Source organism: Pseudomonas sp. S2_B10, assembly GCF_054668425.1.
The window spans coordinates 3,405,615-3,424,874 of the sequence record NZ_CP162768.1 but is presented as its reverse complement, the minus strand read 5'-3'; the positions used below and the strand labels follow the sequence as shown (position 1 = coordinate 3,424,874).

14 protein-coding genes are annotated in these 19,260 nt (G+C 61.1%); 2 read left to right on the top strand and 12 right to left on the bottom strand.

Going from position 1 to position 19,260, the window contains the following annotated elements:
• Positions 1-63 precede the first annotated feature (63 nt).
• Entirely contained in the window at positions 64-501 is a 438-nt protein-coding gene (locus AB4O45_RS15365; protein WP_041477579.1) for a hypothetical protein, read from the top strand.
• A gap of 103 nt (positions 502-604) precedes the next feature.
• On the opposite strand, the gene AB4O45_RS15360 is transcribed toward AB4O45_RS15365, so the two are convergent.
• A complete protein-coding gene (locus AB4O45_RS15360) occupies positions 605-1,507 on the bottom strand; it encodes a LysR family transcriptional regulator (protein WP_056787362.1) in 903 nt (300 codons plus the stop codon).
• Between the two features lie 118 nt (positions 1,508-1,625).
• Here AB4O45_RS15360 and AB4O45_RS15355 point away from each other — a divergent pair, with 118 nt between their 5' ends.
• Positions 1,626-2,900, top strand: a complete 1,275-nt coding sequence (locus tag AB4O45_RS15355; RefSeq protein ID WP_460160259.1) for an MFS transporter — start codon at positions 1,626-1,628, stop codon at positions 2,898-2,900.
• A 176-nt stretch (positions 2,901-3,076) separates the two neighbouring features.
• Here AB4O45_RS15355 and hemE read toward each other — a convergent pair whose 3' ends face one another.
• The 11 genes from hemE to AB4O45_RS15300 form a co-directional block, all read right to left on the bottom strand.
• On the bottom strand, positions 3,077-4,144 hold the full coding sequence (hemE, locus tag AB4O45_RS15350) for a uroporphyrinogen decarboxylase (protein ID WP_460160258.1): 1,068 nt from the start codon (positions 4,142-4,144) through the stop codon (positions 3,077-3,079).
• Between the two features lie 251 nt (positions 4,145-4,395).
• Entirely contained in the window at positions 4,396-5,814 is a 1,419-nt protein-coding gene (locus tag AB4O45_RS15345; protein ID WP_095181026.1) for an FAD-dependent oxidoreductase, read from the bottom strand.
• A 33-nt stretch (positions 5,815-5,847) separates the two neighbouring features.
• Positions 5,848-10,293 carry a glutamate synthase large subunit gene (gene gltB / locus AB4O45_RS15340; protein WP_460160257.1) on the bottom strand — a complete coding sequence of 1,482 codons (4,446 nt, stop codon included), beginning with the start codon at positions 10,291-10,293 and terminating at the stop codon, positions 5,848-5,850.
• A 614-nt stretch (positions 10,294-10,907) separates the two neighbouring features.
• Positions 10,908-12,500: an AAA family ATPase gene (locus AB4O45_RS15335; protein ID WP_252877286.1), complete on the bottom strand. Its 1,593-nt coding sequence runs from the start codon at positions 12,498-12,500 to the stop codon at positions 10,908-10,910.
• A gap of 10 nt (positions 12,501-12,510) precedes the next feature.
• Positions 12,511-13,611 carry a 3-dehydroquinate synthase gene (aroB, locus tag AB4O45_RS15330; protein ID WP_041477573.1) on the bottom strand — a complete coding sequence of 367 codons (1,101 nt, stop codon included), beginning with the start codon at positions 13,609-13,611 and terminating at the stop codon, positions 12,511-12,513.
• Positions 13,612-13,763: 152 nt separating this feature from the next.
• Positions 13,764-14,282: a shikimate kinase AroK gene (aroK, locus tag AB4O45_RS15325; protein WP_024011270.1), complete on the bottom strand. Its 519-nt coding sequence runs from the start codon at positions 14,280-14,282 to the stop codon at positions 13,764-13,766.
• A 4-nt stretch (positions 14,283-14,286) separates the two neighbouring features.
• Entirely contained in the window at positions 14,287-16,365 is a 2,079-nt protein-coding gene (gene pilQ, locus AB4O45_RS15320; RefSeq protein ID WP_406228076.1) for a type IV pilus secretin PilQ, read from the bottom strand.
• A gap of 13 nt (positions 16,366-16,378) precedes the next feature.
• Complete coding sequence (locus AB4O45_RS15315; protein ID WP_041477571.1) at positions 16,379-16,903, bottom strand: pilus assembly protein PilP; 525 nt, start codon at positions 16,901-16,903, stop codon at positions 16,379-16,381.
• The gene (gene pilO / locus AB4O45_RS15310) at positions 16,900-17,523 is read right to left on the bottom strand and encodes a type 4a pilus biogenesis protein PilO (RefSeq protein WP_041477570.1); all 624 of its coding nucleotides are present in this window, start codon (positions 17,521-17,523) and stop codon (positions 16,900-16,902) included. The genes AB4O45_RS15315 and pilO overlap by 4 nt, the downstream gene beginning before the upstream one ends.
• Positions 17,520-18,086: a PilN domain-containing protein gene (locus AB4O45_RS15305; protein WP_056787334.1), complete on the bottom strand. Its 567-nt coding sequence runs from the start codon at positions 18,084-18,086 to the stop codon at positions 17,520-17,522. Before AB4O45_RS15305 ends, pilO begins: the two co-directional genes overlap by 4 nt.
• Positions 18,086-19,150 (bottom strand): pilus assembly protein PilM, encoded by a 1,065-nt coding sequence (locus tag AB4O45_RS15300; protein WP_056787331.1) that lies wholly within the window; start codon positions 19,148-19,150, stop codon positions 18,086-18,088. Before AB4O45_RS15300 ends, AB4O45_RS15305 begins: the two co-directional genes overlap by 1 nt.
• Positions 19,151-19,260: the final 110 nt, after the last annotated feature.

Sequence of the window (19,260 nt, the reverse complement as noted above, 5' to 3'; positions counted from 1 at the left end):
TGATGCAGGTCGCAGCACCGTAACCTGCCCTCGCAGTCTCTTTCACCGTCAAAGGAGATGACCATGCAAGTGAAAGCCCTGATGGCCGCTGCGCTTATCGCCCTGCTGCCAAGTGCCAGCCATGCCACCAACCTCATGTACATGCCTTTCGAAACCGTGCTGTCGGACGCCATTCGCGCCGGTCGGCTGGATGGCAGTGTGAAGTTCTACCTGATCGGCAACGGGCCGCAGGGCACTCAGCAGTTGCTGCGCCAAGGGGTGGTCAGTGATTTGAAAACCAACGGCTTCAACAAGAGCGATCAGGCTTCGTGTGAATGGGTGTTGCAGTCGAATCTGATCAAATTGCAGGCTGATGCCAAGCGGGTCGGGGCGAATGCGGTGGTCAATATCGTCAGCTACTACGACCAGCGTGTACGCAAGGATTTGAATACCTACGAGTGCCGGGCAGGAGTTTTTGTTACCCGGGTGGCTTTGAAGGGGGATTTGGTGCGGTTGCCCTGAAATCTGTGATGTTTGGGCCGACGCCTTCGCGAGCAGGCTCGCTCCCACCTTGGAATGCGTTTCCCTGTGGGAGCGAGCCTGCTCGCGAAAGCGCCAGCCGCCTTCACACCGTCAGCGGTTCAACCTTGCGCGTAAGCAGTTCGACAAACGCCTTGGCCATCGGCGATTTCTGGTCTTTGCGCTGCACCAGCCACACCGCCGAAATCGCTTCGGGATCGAGCAGCGGGCGGTAGACCACGCCGTCGATGCGCATGCGTTGGTAGGACGCTGGCAGCACTGACACACCGAGGCCCGCTGCGACCAGGCCGATGATGGTCATCGCCTCACCAGCCTCTTGAGCGAAGTGCGGGCTGAAGCCGGCGTCACGGGCCAGGTTTAGCAGTTGCGCATAGAGCCCGCTGCCATAGCTGCGCGGGAAAAATACGAACGGTTCCAGCGCCAGCGCCGAGAGAAACAGGCCTTCATCGCTACTTTGGGCCAGTGGATGCTTGGAACTGAGCACCGCCACCAATGGCTCGCGCATCAACTCCACAACACTCAGTGAATCCGGCAATCCGAGCGGGCGCATGATGCCGACTTCGATCGACTCGTCCACCAGAGCATCGGCGACCATGGTGCTGCTCATTTCGCGCAAATTCAGATGCACCGCCGGAAAGCGCTGACGAAAGGAAAAAATCGCCTGCGGAATGGTCGAATTGAACGGCGCCGACGAGGTGAAGCCAATCTTCAATTCACCCAGCTCGCCAAGTTGCGCACGGCGGGCGACATCCGCTGCCTTGTCGACTTGTGCCAGCACCAGCCGCGCCTCCTGCAGAAACAGGCGACCGGCCTCGCTCAACTCGACCCGACGATTGGTGCGCTCGAACAAGCGCGCGCCGAGCTGTTGCTCCAGCGCCTGAATCTGTTGGCTCAGTGGTGGCTGGGAGATGCCCAGCACCTGTGCGGCCCGGCCGAAATGCAGTTCTTCGGCGACTGCGATGAAGTAACGCAGATGACGCAGTTCCATAGGATTTCCATTAGGTCGCTGAAGCTATCAAACAGGTCGAACAATATATTGGATAGAAACATTAGCCAGCTATATGATTTTTTCATTGCCTGCCCGGCTGTGCTTTCCGAGGTCTGAAGTGAAAACTGCTGTCGCGCCCCTTGCCCACGAAATCCCGCCCGCAGCCGACGACGATGCCCTCGCCGAGCTGCAGGAGATCTACATCGAAAAAGGCACGCCGGCGTTCATGCGCACGGTGCTGGCGCTTTTCTGTGGCGGCTTTGCGACGTTCGCGCTGCTCTATTGCGTGCAACCGATGATGCCGCTGCTGTCCCACGAATACGGGATCAACGCGGCGCAGAGCAGTCTGATCCTCTCGGTGGCAACCGGCATGTTGGCCTTCGGCCTGCTGATCACCGGGCCGATCTCCGACCGCATCGGCCGTAAACCGGTGATGGTCGCGGCATTGTTCGCTGCCGCGCTATGCACCATCGCCAGTTCGATGATGCCGAGCTGGCACGGCGTATTGATCATGCGCGCGCTGATCGGCCTGTCGTTGAGCGGCCTGGCAGCAGTGGCGATGACCTATCTGAGCGAAGAAATCCATCCACAGCACATCGGCCTGGCGATGGGTTTGTACATCGGCGGCAACGCGATCGGCGGAATGAGCGGACGCTTGATAACTGGCGTGCTGATCGACTTCGTCAGCTGGCACACGGCGATGCTGGTGATTGGCGGTCTGGCGCTGGTCGCAGCGGCGGTGTTCTGGAAGATCCTCCCGGAGTCGCGCAACTTCCGCGCCCGCTCGCTGCACCCGCGCAGCCTGCTCGACGGCTTCACCATGCACTTTCGCGACGCCGGTCTGCCGCTGCTGTTTCTTGAAGCGTTTGTGCTGATGGGCGCGTTTGTCACGCTGTTCAACTACATCGGCTACCGCTTGCTGGCTGCGCCGTACAACCTCGATCAGGTATTTGTCGGATTGCTCTCGGTGGTCTACCTGTCGGGGATCTACAGCTCGGCGAAGATCGGTTCGCTGGCGGACAAACTGGGGCGGCGCAGAGTGCTCTGGGCGACGATTGCGCTGATGTTCGCCGGGCTCGCGCTGACGATGTTCACGCCGCTGTTGCTGGTCATCATCGGCATGCTGGTGTTCACCTTCGGCTTCTTCGCCGCGCACTCGGTGGCGAGCAGCTGGATCGGCCGGCGCGCGTTGACGGCCAAGGGTCAGGCGTCGTCGCTGTATCTGTTCAGTTATTACGCCGGATCGAGCATTGCCGGGACGGCGGGCGGGGTGTTCTGGCATCTGGGCGGGTGGAACGGCATCGGCCTGTTTATTGGTGCGTTGTTGCTGATTGCCCTTCTGGTGGCGTTGAAGCTGGCGAAGTTGCCGCCGTTGCAGGGTGTCAAAGCCTGACATAAAACCCTGTGGGAGCGAGCCTGCTCGCGAATGCACTGTGTCAGGCAACATCAGTGTTGAATGACACACCGCTTTCGCGAGCAGGCTCGCTCCCACAGTTGATTTGGGTACGACATTAGATCGTGCAAAAGAAAACGCCCGGCATTGGCCGGGCGTTTTTTATTGGGCGCTGATCACTCGTGATACTGCGCTGACAGCTCATGCACCGCACGCAGGAACGCGCCGGCATGTTCCGGATCAACTTCCGGGGTGATGCCATGACCAAGGTTGAACACGTGGCCGCTGCCCTTGCCATAACTGGCCAGAATGCGCCCGACTTCAGTGCGGATCGCTTCCGGTTTGGCGTAGAGCACCGTCGGGTCCATGTTGCCTTGCAATGCGACCTTGTCGCCGACACGGGCACGGGCGTTGCCGATGTCGCAGGTCCAGTCCAGGCCGAGGGCGTTGGCGCCGGCTTCGGCGATGCTTTCCAGCCACAGGCCGCCGTTTTTGGTGAACAGAATCACCGGCACTTTGCGTCCGTCGTTCTCGCGGATCAGGCCGCTGACGATTTTCTTCATGTAAGCCAGGGAGAATTCCTGATACGCCGCCGCCGACAGGTTGCCGCCCCAGGTATCGAAGATCTGCACCGCTTGCGCACCGGCCATGATCTGGCCGTTGAGGTACGAAGTCACCGACTGCGCCAGTTTGTCGAGCAGCAGGTGCATGGCTTGCGGGTTGTCGTAGAGCATCGCCTTGGTCTTGCGGAAGTCTTTCGAGGAGCCGCCTTCAACCATGTAAGTCGCGAGGGTCCACGGACTGCCGGAGAAACCGATCAACGGCACGCGACCGTTGAGTTCGCGACGGATGGTGCTGACCGCATCCATCACGTAGCCGAGGTCTTTGTGCGGATCCGGGATCGGCAACGCTTCGATGTCGGCCATCGTGCTGACGACTTTTTTGAAGCGCGGACCTTCACCGGTCTCGAAGTACAGGCCCTGGCCCATGGCATCGGGAATGGTGAGGATGTCGGAAAACAGGATCGCCGCGTCCAGTTGCGGGTAGCGGTCGAGCGGTTGCAGGGTGACTTCGCAGGCGAATTGCGGATTCATGCACAGGCTCATGAAGTCGCCGGCATGCGCGCGGCTGGCGCGGTACTCCGGCAGGTAGCGACCGGCCTGGCGCATCATCCACACAGGGGTGACGTCAACGGGTTGCTTGAGCAGGGCGCGGAGGAAACGGTCGTTCTTCAGGGCAGTCATGTCGGCATCCGGAAAAAAAGTGCGGGCATTTTCTCAGAGCGCGAGGCAAAAGGCACGGATGTGGGTCAGCCTTTTGTCTATCGGGTCAATTTGTCGCGCTGGAATGCGCTATCAGCAACACCGAGAAACAACTGTGGGAGCGAGCCTGCTCGCGAAGAGGGCTTCACATTCAACATCTCTGTTGACTGATCCACCGCTTTCGCGAGCAGGCTCGCTCCCACAATTAATCCCATTCCAATTTTGGAAAGTGATCAGACACCCAGGTAATCGAGGATCCCTTCAGCCGCATTGCGCCCCTCGAAGATCGCCGTCACCACCAGGTCGGAACCGCGCACCATGTCGCCGCCGGCGAAGATTTTCGGGTTGCTGGTCTGGTGCTTGTACTGACCTTGCTCAGGCGCAACAACGCGGCCCTGGCTGTCGGTCTGGATCTCGAACTGTTCGAACCACGGCGCCGGGCTCGGGCGGAAGCCGAAGGCGATGACCACGGCATCGGCCGGGATGATCTCTTCGGAACCCGGGATCGGCTCGGGGCTGCGACGGCCACGGGCATCCGGTTCGCCGAGACGGGTCTCGACCACCTTCACGCCTTCGACCTTGTCTTCACCGATGATGGCGATCGGCTGGCGGTTGTAGAGGAATTTCACGCCTTCTTCCTTGGCGTTCTTCACCTCTTTGCGCGAGCCGGGCATGTTCGCTTCGTCACGACGATAGGCACAGGTCACCGACTTGGCGCCCTGACGGATCGAGGTGCGGTTGCAGTCCATCGCCGTGTCGCCGCCGCCGAGTACCACGACCTTCTTGCCTTTCATGTCGACGAAATCTTCCGGCGACTTTTCAAAGCCCAGGTTGCGGTTGACGTTGGCGATGAGGAAATCCAGCGCGTCATAAACGCCCGGCAGATCCTCCCCGGCAAAACCGCCCTTCATGTAGGTGTAGGTGCCCATGCCCATGAACACCGCGTCGTATTCGGCGAGCAGTTGTTCCATGGTCACGTCTTTACCGACTTCGGTGTTGAGACGGAACTCGATGCCCATGCCGGTGAAGACTTCGCGACGATTGCTCAGCACGGTCTTTTCCAGCTTGAACTCGGGGATGCCGAAGGTCAGCAGGCCACCGATTTCCGGGTTCTTGTCGAACACCACCGGGGTTACACCGCCACGCACCAGCACGTCGGCGCAACCCAGACCCGCCGGGCCTGCGCCGATGATCGCGACACGTTTGCCGGTCGGCTTGACCTTGGACATGTCCGGGCGCCAGCCCATGGCGAACGCGGTGTCGGTGATGTACTTCTCGACCGAACCGATGGTCACCGCGCCGAAGCCGTCGTTGAGGGTGCAGGCACCCTCGCACAGACGATCCTGCGGGCACACCCGGCCGCAGACTTCCGGCAGGGTATTGGTCTGGTGCGACAACTCGGCGGCCTGGAGGATGTTGCCCTCGGCGACCAATTTGAGCCAGTTGGGAATGAAGTTGTGCACCGGGCACTTCCATTCGCAATACGGGTTGCCGCAACCCAAGCAGCGGTGGGCCTGATCGGCCGACTGCTGGGGTTTGAACGGTTCGTAGATTTCGACGAACTCTTTCTTGCGTTGACGCAACAGTTTCTTCTTCGGATCCTTGCGCCCGACATCGATGAACTGGAAGTCGTTATTCAGACGTTCAGCCATTGTTAAAACCTCATCAAACTCTTCAGGCGCATATCACTGCGGGTTGGCACGAGTGCTGGAAAGCAGGGTTTTCAAGCTGGCAGCCTTGGGCTTGACCAACCAGAAACGCCGCAAGTAATCGTCGAGGTTCTCGGCGAGTTCACGACCCCACTCGCTGTCGGTTTCGGCGACGTACTCGTTCAGCACGTTCTGCAGGTGGCTGCGATAGGCTTCCATCGCCTCGCCGCTGATCCGCTGGATTTCCACCAGTTCGTGATTGACCCGGTCAACGAAGGTGTTGTCCTGATCGAGCACGTAGGCGAAACCACCGGTCATGCCAGAACCGAAGTTGTAACCGGTCTTGCCCAGCACGCAGACGAAACCACCGGTCATGTACTCGCAGCAGTGATCGCCAGTGCCTTCCACGACGCTGTGGGCACCGGAGTTACGCACGGCGAAACGCTCGCCTGCGGTGCCGGCGGCGAACAACTTGCCGCCAGTGGCACCGTACAGGCAGGTGTTGCCGATAATGGCGCTTTCCTGAGTTTTATAAACGCTGCCCTTCGGCGGCACGATGACCAGCTTGCCGCCGGTCATGCCTTTGCCGACGTAGTCGTTGGCGTCGCCTTCCAGGTACATGTTCAGACCGCCGGCGTTCCACACACCGAAGCTCTGACCTGCCGTGCCCTTGAAGCGGAAGGTGATCGGCGCTTTCGCCATCCCCTGGTTGCCATGCTTGCGCGCGATTTCGCCGGAGATCCGCGCGCCGATCGAACGGTCGCAGTTGCAGATATCCAGCTCGAACTCGGCACCGCTGAGGTCGTTGATCGCCGACGAGGCCAGCTCGACCATCTTCTCCGCCAGCAGACCTTTATCGAACGGCGGGTTGCGCTCGACGCCGCAGAACTGCGGTTTGTCCGCCGGGATGTGATCGCTGCCCAGCAGCGGGGTCAGGTCCAGGTGATGTTGCTTGGCGGTCTGGCCTTCGAGGATTTCCAGCAGATCAGTGCGACCGATCAGCTCTTCGAGGGAGCGCACACCAAGCTTGGCCAGCCACTCACGGGTTTCTTCGGCGACGTAGGTGAAGAAATTCACCACCATGTCGACGGTGCCGATGTAGTGATCCTTGCGCAGCTTCTCGTTCTGCGTCGCGACGCCAGTGGCGCAGTTGTTCAGGTGGCAGATGCGCAGGTATTTGCAGCCCAGTGCGATCATCGGCGCGGTACCGAAGCCGAAGCTCTCGGCGCCGAGGATTGCCGCTTTGATCACGTCGAGGCCGGTTTTCAGGCCGCCGTCGGTCTGCACCCGGACTTTGCCGCGCAGGTCGTTGCCGCGCAGGGTCTGGTGGGTTTCAGCGAGGCCGAGTTCCCAAGGTGCGCCCGCGTATTTGATCGAAGTCAGCGGCGAAGCACCGGTACCGCCGTCGTAACCGGAAATGGTGATCAGGTCGGCATAGGCCTTGGCCACACCGGCGGCGATGGTGCCGACGCCCGCTTCAGCTACGAGTTTCACCGAAACCAGCGCCTGCGGGTTGACCTGCTTGAGGTCAAAGATCAGTTGCGACAAGTCTTCGATCGAGTAGATATCGTGGTGCGGCGGTGGCGAAATCAGGGTCACGCCCGGCACTGCGTAACGCAGTTTGGCGATCAGCCCGTTGACCTTGCCGCCCGGCAGTTGCCCGCCCTCGCCCGGCTTGGCGCCTTGGGCGACCTTGATCTGCAGCACTTCGGCATTGACCAGGTATTCCGGGGTTACACCGAAACGGCCAGTCGCGACCTGCTTGATTTTCGAACTTTTGATGGTGCCGTAACGCGCCGGATCTTCACCACCTTCGCCGGAGTTGGAACGCGCGCCGAGGCGGTTCATGGCTTCGGCCAGGGCTTCGTGAGCTTCCGGCGACAGCGCGCCGAGCGAGATACCGGCGGAGTCGAAGCGCTTGAGCACCGATTCCAGCGGCTCGACTTCACTGATGTCCAGCGGCGTGTCGAGGGTCTTGACCTTGAACAGGTCGCGAATCATCGACACCGGACGGTTGTCCACCAGTGAGGTGTATTCCTTGAACTTGGCGTAGTCGCCCTGCTGCACAGCGGCTTGCAGGGTGTTGACCACGTCCGGGTTGTACGCGTGATATTCGCCACCGTGGACGAACTTCAGCAGACCGCCCTGCTGGATCGGCTTGCGCGGGCTCCAGGCTTCGACGGCGAGGGCTTTCTGCTCGGCTTCGATGTCGACGAAACGCGCACCCTTGATCCGGCTTGGCACACCACGGAAGCTCAGTTCGCAGACTTCTTCGGACAGACCAATGGCCTCGAACAGCTGCGCACCACGGTACGAAGCGATGGTCGAGATACCCATCTTCGACAGGATCTTGAGCAGGCCTTTGGTGATGCCCTTGCGGTAGTTCTTGAACACCTCGTAGAGGTCGCCCAGGACTTCACCGGTACGAATCAGGTCGCCCAATACTTCGTAGGCCAGGAACGGATAGACAGCCGAGGCGCCGAAACCGATCAGCACGGCGAAGTGATGCGGGTCACGGGCGGTCGCGGTTTCAACGAGGATGTTGGAATCGCAACGCAGGCCTTTTTCAGTCAGGCGGTGGTGCACGGCACCGGTCGCCAGGGAGGCGTGGATCGGCAGCTTGCCCGGGGCGATATGACGGTCGCTCAGGACGATCTGGGTACGCCCGGCGCGCACGGCTTCTTCAGCCTGATCGGCAACGTTGCGGATCGCCGCTTCGAGGCCAAGGCTTTCGTCGTAGTTGAGGTCGATGATCGCCCGTTCGAAACCCGGACGGTCGAGGTTCATCAGCGAGCGCCACTTGGCCGGAGAGATCACTGGCGAGCTGAGGATCACGCGCGAGGCGTGTTCCGGCGACTCCTGGAAAATGTTGCGCTCGGCACCGAGGCAGATTTCCAGCGACATCACGATCGCTTCACGCAGCGGGTCGATCGGCGGGTTGGTGACCTGCGCGAACTGCTGGCGGAAATAGTCGTACGGCGTGCGCACACGCTGGGACAGCACGGCCATCGGCGTGTCGTCGCCCATCGAGCCCACGGCTTCGTAACCTTGCTCGCCAAGCGGACGCAGCACCTGATCACGCTCTTCGAACGTGACCTGATACATCTTCATGTACTGCTTGAGCTGGTCGACGTCGTAGAAAGCCGAACCGTGGTCATTGTCTTCCATGGTCGCCTGAATGCGCAGGGCATTCTTGCGCAGCCATTGCTTGTACGGATGACGGGATTTCAGACGGTTGTCGATCGCATCGGTGTCGAGGATCTGCCCGGTCTCGGTATCCACGGCGAAAATCTGGCCCGGGCCGACGCGACCCTTGGCGAGCACGTCTTCAGGCTGGTAGTTCCACACGCCGATTTCCGAGGCGAGGGTGATGAAACCATTCTTGGTGGTCACCCAGCGCGCCGGACGCAGACCGTTACGGTCGAGCAGGCACACCGCGTAGCGACCATCGGTCATCACCACGCCGGCCGGGCCGTCCCACGGTTCCATGTGCATCGAGTTGTACTCGTAGAACGCACGCAGATCCGGGTCCATGGTTTCGACGTTCTGCCACGCTGGCGGAATGATCATCCGCACGCCACGGAACAGGTCGATGCCACCGGTGACCATCAGTTCGAGCATGTTGTCCATGCTCGAGGAGTCGGAACCGACACGGTTGACCAGCGGGCCGAGCTCTTCCAGATCCATCAGATCATTGGTGAACTTGGTCCGACGGGCCTGCGCCCAGTTGCGGTTACCGGTGATGGTGTTGATTTCGCCGTTGTGGGCGAGGAAGCGGAATGGCTGCGCCAGCGGCCATTTCGGCAGGGTGTTGGTGGAGAAGCGCTGGTGGAACACGCAGATCGCGGTTTGCAGGCGCTCGTCACTCAGGTCCGGATAGAACGCGGCCAGGTCGGCCGGCATCATCAGGCCTTTATAGATGATGGTCTTGTGCGAAAAGCTGCAGATGTAGTGGTCGGTGTCAGCGGCGTTGGCCACCGACGAACGGCGACGGGCGCTGAACAGCTTCACCGCCATGTCCTGATCGCTCAGGCCTTCGCCGCCGATGTAGACCTGCTCGATCTGCGGCAGGCGCTCAAGGGCCAGGCGGCCGAGGACGCTGGTGTCGATCGGCACTTGGCGCCAGCCGATCAGTTGCAGGCCTTCGGCGAGGATCTCGCGGTTCATGTTCTCGCGAGCGGCTTCGGCCTTGGCCGGATCCTGATTGAAGAACACCATGCCCACGGCATATTGCTTGGGCATTTCGACGCCGAAGCTTTCCTGGGCAATGGCTCGCAGGAAGGCGTCGGGTTTTTGAATCAGCAGACCGCAACCGTCACCGGTCTTGCCGTCGGCATTAATCCCACCGCGGTGGGTCATGCAGGTCAGGGCCTCAATGGCCGTTTGCAAAAGGGTATGACTGGGCTCGCCCTGCATATGAGCTATCAGGCCGAAACCGCAGTTATCCTTGAATTCATCTGGTTGGTACAGACCTGCTTTCATAGACACTTTCTCACCAGGCTGCCTCTATTCGAGGCAAATTTCTTTTCAATTCAACCACTTGCGTTCCGCGCCGAACGTACGCCGGCTTAGCGGGGGCAAAAGGGTGGTCATTGTACACAGCGACACAGAGGCTCACAAATTTGACGACGAACTGTCGCAAATTCATGTCGCATTTGTGAAAGGTTTAAAGCGATCTGCTGTGCTAGTCAAAACTTTTTTAATTTTGACCGCAACGACTCAAAGACTACTGTGACGCAGACACCACAAGGCACGCGACCGCAGGGACGGTTGGCGCTTGCTGGCGAACCGCGTTGCACGCCAACGTGTGCGAGGCAAGGCGCGGGATGCTGCCAATGGTTGTTCCCTTGGCAAATCCCGCAACGCAGCCTCGCACACGTTGGCGCGCAACCCGAAGGGACGCGCCCCATTTTTCGCTGGGCAGCGTTGCTCGGAACTTATTTGGAAAAACCAAACTGCGTTCCTCGCGCCTTGCCCAGCAAAAAATGGGGCGGCGTCGCGGTCGTCAGCAAGCGCCAACCGTCCCTAGAGGCGGCGCGCACTCGTAGAAATTTTGAGGTGCTTGGAGAGGCGGCCTGGGTAAGGCCGCCGAATCTTCAGCGAGTTGTTGCCAGTTCCTGTTGGACGCTGGCGACAGTGCGAGGCCAAGGTTTACCAGCCTGAACCTTCGCTGGCAAGGCCTTGATGGCAGAAACGGCCGCATCACGATTGGCAAAGTTGCCATAGGTGATCACGTAAAGCGGCTTGCCGTTGAGGACTTTCTTGAAATAACGGTACTCGCCGCCCTGCTCCTTGACGAAGTTCTGCGCAGCGGTTTCCGAGCTGGTACCGAGGATCTGTACGACATAGTTGCTGGTCGGCTGACCGGCGTACCAGCTGCCACCGGCAGCCTTGGCCACGGTGACCGGCTTGTCGGCAGGCTTGGCCGGAGCAGGAGCCGGTTTCGCGGCTGGCGCTGGCGTGGCCGGAGCAGGCTTGGCCGTGGCGATCTGCGTCGGTGCCGGTGCCGGTGTTGGTGCCGGTTTGGCGGCAGGGGTCGGAGCCGGTGTCGGCGCGGGACCGGCCGGAACGCCCGCAGGCGGTGCGGAGGTGGTTACGGTCGGCGGCGTATCGCTGGAGCCTTCCAGGGGCACGCCGTCGTCGCCTTCGGTGATGCCACCGGCGGCTTCTGCCAGCGGGCCACGCATGACCGGCTGCGAGTTGCCGACCAATGGCAGCGGCATCGGCTGGGTGTTGCCGGCGAATTCGACGGACGGGTTGGCGCCGTTCGCTGCACCCTGACCCAATGGCAGTTGCGCCTGTTCATTGGCCGGAGCACCGGTGGTCGGTGCCTTGCTGCGACCCGGCATCAGCCAGGCGGCGGCAACCGCGACCACAACGACGGCGGAAATCGCCAATACGTGTTTCTTCGGCATGTTGAACCCCATACTTGGACGCTTGACCGCGGAGCGGCTGGCAATCATGACTTCGATCAGTGCATCGCGAGCGACCTGGTTGATGTTGCCCGGCCAGCCCTCGGAGCTTTCGTGAATATCAGAGATCTGATCTGCGGTGAAAAGTTCGACACCCCGGCCCGCGCCTTCCAGCCGCTGGTCGAGATATTCGCGGGTCTCTTCTTCGGTGTACGGCTGCAATTCGATGACGTGGAAACGCTCTTCTTCGAGCTGCAACGCCTCAAGCTGAGCGATCAGCGACGACTCGCCGAACAGGAACACATGCGGACGACCTTCCGGCGTGCCGGCGCCGAGCGCCATCAATGCTTCCAGCGCGGACTCGTCGAGCTGCTCGGCATCGTCCACGAGCAGATAGACTTCCTGCCCGGTCAGACCCAGTTGCACCACCTGCTCGAGAATCGCGCCGACTTCGGCCTGAGCGACATCCAGCGCCTGCGCCACCTGGCGCAGCACGCCGGCCGCATCACCGGCGCCACGGGCGGAAACCACCACGCTCTGCACCGATTGCTTGTTGGTACTGGCAACGAGCGCTTGCCGCAGCAGGGTCTTGCCGCTGCCCTGCGGGCCGGTGACCACCAGCAGCAACTGGCTGTAACGCGCCAGATGATGCAGTTGACCCAGCACCGGTTTGCGCTGGGCCGGGAAGAATTTGAAGCCCGGCACCCGTGGCGCGAACGGGTCGTGACTTAACTGGAAATGGCCGAGAAACGCCTCGTCGGCATGCAAACTAGTCATCGGAATCGTTTTAACCTTTAAGCTGAGCCAGGGCGCGGTAATCCGCTCCCAGCGTGGCCTGTAGAACCTCTTTCGGATAATCGTCGGTCACTACCGCTTCGCCCATCCGGCGCAGCAGCACCAGGCGCAGACGACCGTCGATCACTTTTTTATCAATTGCCATGTGTTGGAGAAAATCGGCTTCGCTCATCTCTTCAGGCGGAATGACCGGCAGACCGGCCCGCTGGAACAGACGAATGCCGCGGTCACGCTCCTGCTCGCTGATCCAGCCCAGGCGCGCGGACATTTCCAGCGCCATCACCGTGCCCGCCGCCACCGCCTCGCCATGCAGCCAGACACCATAGCCCATGTGGGTTTCGATGGCGTGGCCGAAGGTGTGGCCGAGGTTGAGCGTGGCGCGTACGCCGGTTTCCTTTTCATCGGCGCCGACCACCGCAGCCTTGGCCGCGCAGGAACGCTCGATCGCATAGGTCAGCGCGGTTTGATCCAGCGCGCGCAGGGCGTCGACGTTTTCTTCGAGCCAGGTCAGGAATGGTTCGTCGCAGATCAGGCCGTACTTGATGACTTCCGCCAGGCCCGCCGACAGCTCGCGCTGCGGCAGGGTTTTCAGCGATGCGGTATCGATCAGCACCACGTTCGGCTGATAGAACGCGCCGACCATGTTCTTGCCCAGCGGATGGTTGATCCCGGTCTTACCGCCGACCGAGGAATCGACCTGCGACAGCAGCGTGGTAGGAATCTGGATGAAATCGACACCGCGCTGATAACAGGCGGCAGCGAAACCGGCCATGTCGCCGATCACCCCGCCGCCCAAGGCGATCACGGTGGTGCGGCGGTCATGACGGGCGGTCAGCAAACCGTCGAAAATCAGTTGCAGGGTTTCCCAGTTCTTGAAGGCTTCGCCGTCAGGCAACACCACCGAGATAACCGAAAACTGCGCAAGGCTGCGGGTCAGACGTTCGAGATAGAGCGGCGCGACGGTTTCGTTGGAGATGATTGCCACCTGCCGCCCGTGGATATGCGGCGCCAGCAGTTCCGGCTGATCCAACAGACCTTCGCCAATATGAATCGGGTAGCTGCGCTCGCCTAGATCGACCTTGAGTGTCTGCATGTGTCCCCACAGTGAAGATGGAAGCAGGCATCCTGCCCTGAAATTATTGGTGTTCTGCGGCTCGTAGCGGTATGACGCCGCTCGCCCGGCATCCGCCACACCCTCGGCGGGCGCTGACAGGACGCCGAGGATAGCGCATTTCGGGCGATGCTTTAACGGGGTGGCAACTGCGCGAGACGGTCGAGAATGTCGAGCACCACCATGCGTGGCGGCCGCTCGTCGGTTTCCACCACCAGGTCGGCAATTTCCCGATAAAGCGGATCCCGGATCTCGAGCAGGTCGCGCAGGGTTTTCGCCGGATCGGCGGTACGCAGCAGCGGCCGATTGCGATCGCGGGAGGTGCGGCCGACCTGCTGCTCGACGGAGGCGTGCAGATACACTACGCGCCCGCCTTCATGCAGGGCCTTGCGATTGGCATCACGCATCACCGCGCCGCCGCCGGTCGCCAGCACCACACCATCGAACGCGCAGAGCTCGGCGATCATCGCCTGCTCGCGGTCACGAAAGCCGGGCTCGCCTTCCTTGTCGAAGATCCATGGGATATTGGCACCCGTGCGCAGCTCAATTTCCTTGTCGGAATCCTTGAACGGCAGGCGCAGCTCTTTGGCCAGCAATCGGCCGATGGTGCTTTTGCCAGCACCCATCGGTCCTACAAGTATCAAATTTCGCACAGAATCAACGACTCACAGCAATCGCCTGGTTATTCATGATACGCGGAGTGAGAAATACCAGCAGCTCGGATTTTTTCTCCGAAACCACATCACGCCGGAAAAGGCGGCCAAGATACGGCACATCGCCAAGAAATGGCACCTTATCTACGACCTTGCTCTGAGTATTTGAAAAAACACCGCCGATTACGATGGTCTCGCCGTCATTTACCAGCACTTTGGCGTTGACCTCGTTTTTCTTGATCGGCGGCACATCCTGCACTTTGTTCAGGTAGTCCGGCTCATCCTTGGTGACCTTGACCTCCATGATGATGCGGTTGTCCGGGGTGATCTGCGGGGTGACTTCCAGTGACAGCGAAGCCTCCTTGAACGACACCGAGGTCGCGCCGCTGGAGCTCGCCTCCTGATAGGGAATCTCGGTGCCTTTGAGGATCTTCGCGGTTTCCTTGTCCGAGGTGACCACCTTCGGCTGCGAGACGATTTCGCCGTTGCCGGTCTTTTCCATCGCCGTCAGTTCGAGATCCAGCAGTACGTTGTCGGTGATGAAAGCAATGCCGATCCCCGAAGTGTTATTGACCGTGCCCATGTCGACGAACGGCGAGTTGGTGCCGGTGCTGCCCGGCGTACCGATAGTGCTCGACGAACCGTTGACCCCGGAGGCGTTCCAGTTGCCCTTGTTCTGCACCGAACCGCCCCAGCGCACGCCCAGGCTCTTGTCATAATCGACGTTGGCCTCAACGATGCGCGCCTCGATCATCACCTGGCGTACCGGAATATCCAGCTGCGCGACGATCCGCCGGAGTTCGTCGAGGCGATCCTGGGTCTGGTAGGCAATGATGTTGTTGGTTCGCTCATCGACGGTAATCGAACCGCGCTCGTCGACCTTGGCCTCGGCGCTGGTCACCGACTGGAACAGCTTGGCGATGTCCGCTGCCTTGGCGTAATTGACTTGCAGCAGCTCGCGACGCAGGGGCGCCAGCTCGGCGATCTGCTTCTGCGATTCCAGTTCCTGACGCTCGCGAGCGGCAATTTCATCGGCCGGCGCGACCAGCAGCACGTTGCCGATCTTGCGCTTGTCCAGCCCCTTGGTTTTCAGCACCAGATCCAGTGCCTGATCCCACGGCACGTTCTGCAGGCGCAAAGTGATACCGCCCTGCACCGTATCGCTCGCCACCAGATTGAGATTGGTGAAGTCCGCGATCAGTTGCAGCACCGAGCGCACGTCGATGTCCTGAAAATTCAGCGAGAGCTTGTCGCCGACATAGGCCTGACGGTCGGCGTTGCGCTTTTGCAGGTCGTCGATGCTCATCGGCCGAACGCTCACGGTGAGCTTGTTGTCGGTCTGGAATGTGGAATAGTCGAAGGTGCCGCTGGGCTCGACGCTGATCACTGCGCGATCACCGGTTACCGCGGCATTGACGAACTGCACCGGCGTGGCGAAATCCTTGACGTCGAGGCGCACGCGCAGCTTTTCCGGCAATTGCGTGCGGGCGAAGCTGAGGATGATCTTGCCATCGTGCTCCTGGATATCCGGGGCGATGGTCGGATCAGAGAGGTCGATGACTACGTTGCCCTCGCCCTCGGTGCCGCGCTGGAAATCGACACCGCGAATCGCCCTGCTGCGTTGCGCGGCTGGTCTGGCCGGTGCCGCAGCGGCCATGGCGGCACGCGGTGCAACGGCAGCCGGGCGCGGCGCTGTCGTGGAGGCGCCCTGACCGACCACCACAAACAGATTATTGCCCTCGACCCGCGTGCTGTAAGGCGCCAACTGCGTCAGGCTGACAATCAGCCGCGTGCGATCCTTGGCTTCGGCCACCGTGGCCGTGCGCGCGTTGCCGCTGCCCAGATCAAGATTCTTGTTGGCCATCTGGCTGGTCACGCCCGGCAGATCCAGTGCAATGCGTGCCGGTGACTCGGTTGTGTAGCCCTTGGGCTGTGGTGGCGGGCCGTCGAACGACAGCTTCAGTTCGACGCGGTCACCCGGCAGCGCGGCAACATCCAGCGCTTTCAGACTGGCCGCCATTACCATCGGTGACACCAGCGCTATCCATAGCGAAAAACCGAGGGTGGAGAAAATCCTGTTCATTATTCGACTTCCACTATGAGTGCTCTTTCAAAGGAATGGTGCGCGGCCGCTCCAGCCAGGCGCCGGCGCCGTCGGGCACGATCTCGACGACATCGACCTGGGTAGGGCTGATGGCGACGATGCGGCCGTCGTTGCGGCCCAGGTAGTCTCCGACCTTGAGACGATGCACCCCGCCTGCGCCGCGCAACAGCGCAAACGAGCCCGAGGCATTGGCAATCGTGCCGACCATTTCGAACTGCTCGATATTGAACCCTTCAAGGTATTGCTTGACCCGATTGGGGTCGGGTTTGACGTTGCGCGAACCGTGTTTCTGCCCGGCCAGATCGACCCGCGCCTGCCGCGAAAACGGGCTGCGCAGGTTGGCGGCGCTGTAAGTGAATGTGGGGTAAGACCGGAATGTCGGCGTTGGTTCAATCCTGCCCGCCGGACGCAGGCGCACTTCGTTGAGGTACGCGTCGAGGTCGCTGAAGTCATCGCCGCCACCGCAGCCGCTTAACGCCAGCATCATGGGCAGGACGAGATAACGAATCGGGGTCATTTCTCCAGCCCCTTGTCGTTATAGCGGTACGTCTTGGCAAGAATGCTCATGCGCAGCTTCGTCCCGCCCTCGGGATTGGCTGGCGCCAGTTCGAAATCGTGCAGAGTGACAATTCGTGGCAGCCCGGCGACGCCGCTGACGAAGGTCGCGAGGTCGTGATAGGCGCCTGTCACGGTGATCTGGATCGGCAGCTCGATGTAGAACGGCTGGGTCACTTCCGGCAGCAGCTTGATCTCTTCGAATTCCAGGCCGCTGCCCAGACCGGTGCGAGTGATGTCTTCGAGCAGGCCCGGCACTTCGGTGTCGCTGGGCAATTGCCGCAGCAGCACGCCGAAGGTGTTTTCCATTTCCTTCATTTGCTGGGTATACAGCTCAAGGTTCGCCGACAGCCGCGCCTTGCTGGCGAATTGTTCCTTGAGGGTGGTTTCCTCTTCGCGCTTGAGGTCGAGCTGATTTTCCATATCGCTGATAAAGAAGTAATAGCCAAGAGCGAGGATCAACACCATCACCAGCGCACCGCACAGGGTTTTTACCGCCGGGGGCCAGGAGCCGATGTTGCTGGTGTCGAGGTCGTTGAAATCGATATTGCGCAGGCTTTGCAGCCATTCGGAGGCGTTCATTGCTCGTCCTCCACAACCTTGGGCTGGGTCTGACGAACGGTCAGCTGGAAGACGTTGGCCTGTTCGACCTGATCGGCGCTGGTGGCCTTGACCTCATTCAGGCTTGGCGCGTCGAACCAGTCGGACGCGTCGAGATTGCGCATCAGCTCGGAGACCCGGTTGTTCGACTCCGCCGCGCCACTGATGGACAGGGTCTTGCCGGCCATTTTCACATCGGTGAAATACACGCCGTCCGGCAGGGTACGCGCCAGTTGGTCGAAGACCCGCCCGCTGATCTGCCGATTGCCCTGCAGGTCCTGGATGATGCGCATGCGCTCGACCAGTTGCTGGCGGCGCGCCTTGAGCTCGCTGATTTGCTTGATGCGTTCGTCGACCACGGCAATCTGTTTGCCGATGTAATCGTTGCGCGCCATTTGCCGCTCGATGGCTGCGGTGATGATCTGGTCGGCAATCAGCACCGCGCCGATCGAGCCGGCCAGCACGCCGATAAGTACCAGCAGAAAGCGTTTGCGCCGTTCTTCGCGGCGTTCCTCGCGCCAGGGGAGAAGGTTGATCCGCGCCATCAGTCGAAACTCCTGAGCGCGAGCCCGCAGGCAATCATCAAGGCTGGCGCATCACTGGCCAGCGCTCCGGCATTGACCTTGCTGCCCAAGGCCATGTCGGCGAAGGGGTTGGCGACCTGCGTCGGCGTGTCCAGCCGCTGTTCGATCAGACGGTCCAGCCCGGGCACCGAGGCGGTGCCGCCCGCCAGCAGGATATGGTCGACCGCGTTGTACTGGCCGGAGGCGAAGAAGAACTGCAGCGAACGCGAGACTTGCTGCACCAGTGCCTCGCGAAATGGCTGCAAGACCTCGCTGACGTAATCGTCAGGCAGCCCGCCCTGTTTTTTCGCTAGGCCCGCCTGTTCGACCGTGAGGCCGTAGCGGCGCTGGATCTCTTCGGTGAGCTGGCGTCCGCCGAACAATTGCTCTCGGGTATAGATGATCTTGCCGTTGTGCAGGACGCTGAGAGTGGTCATGGTCGCACCGATGTCGACCACCGCCACGGTCAGGCGCTCCTGGGAGGCCGCCAGATGCGTCGCCAGCAGACCGAACGAGCGCTCGAGGGCGTAGGCCTCGACGTCCACCACCCGCGCGGTCAGGCCGGCGAGCGCCAGCGCCGCTTCACGCACCTCGACGTTTTCCTTGCGACAGGCGGCAAGCAGCACGTTGACCCGATCCGGGTTGCGCGGCGAGACGCCCTGGACTTCAAAATCGATGGCGACTTCGTCCAGCGGATAGGGAATGTATTGGTCGGCCTCGATCTTGAGCTGGTTTTCCAGTTCGTCGTCAGACAGCCCGGCGTCCATCTCGATGACCTTGGTGATCACCGCAGAACCGGCCACCGCCACCGCCACGCTCTTGACCCCGGTTCGCGCTTTCACCAGCAACCGGCTCAGCGCCTGGCCGACGCCTTCGAGGTCGGCGATGTTCTTTTCGACCACGGCGTTCGCCGGCAACGGCTCCACCGCATAGGCCTCGACCCGGTAGCGCTCGCCCTGACGGCTCAGTTCCAGCAGCTTCACCGACGTGGAGCTGATGTCGATCCCCAGTAACGCATTGGTCTTTTTATTGAAGAGTCCCAGCACTACCAATTCCCTATGACTTTCCGTGAGTTACGGACTCTGTAATACGCATTGCGTTCCTTCACCCCCGTCTTGACAGAAGCGCAAATGACGCCCCCGACGGAAAAGTGCTT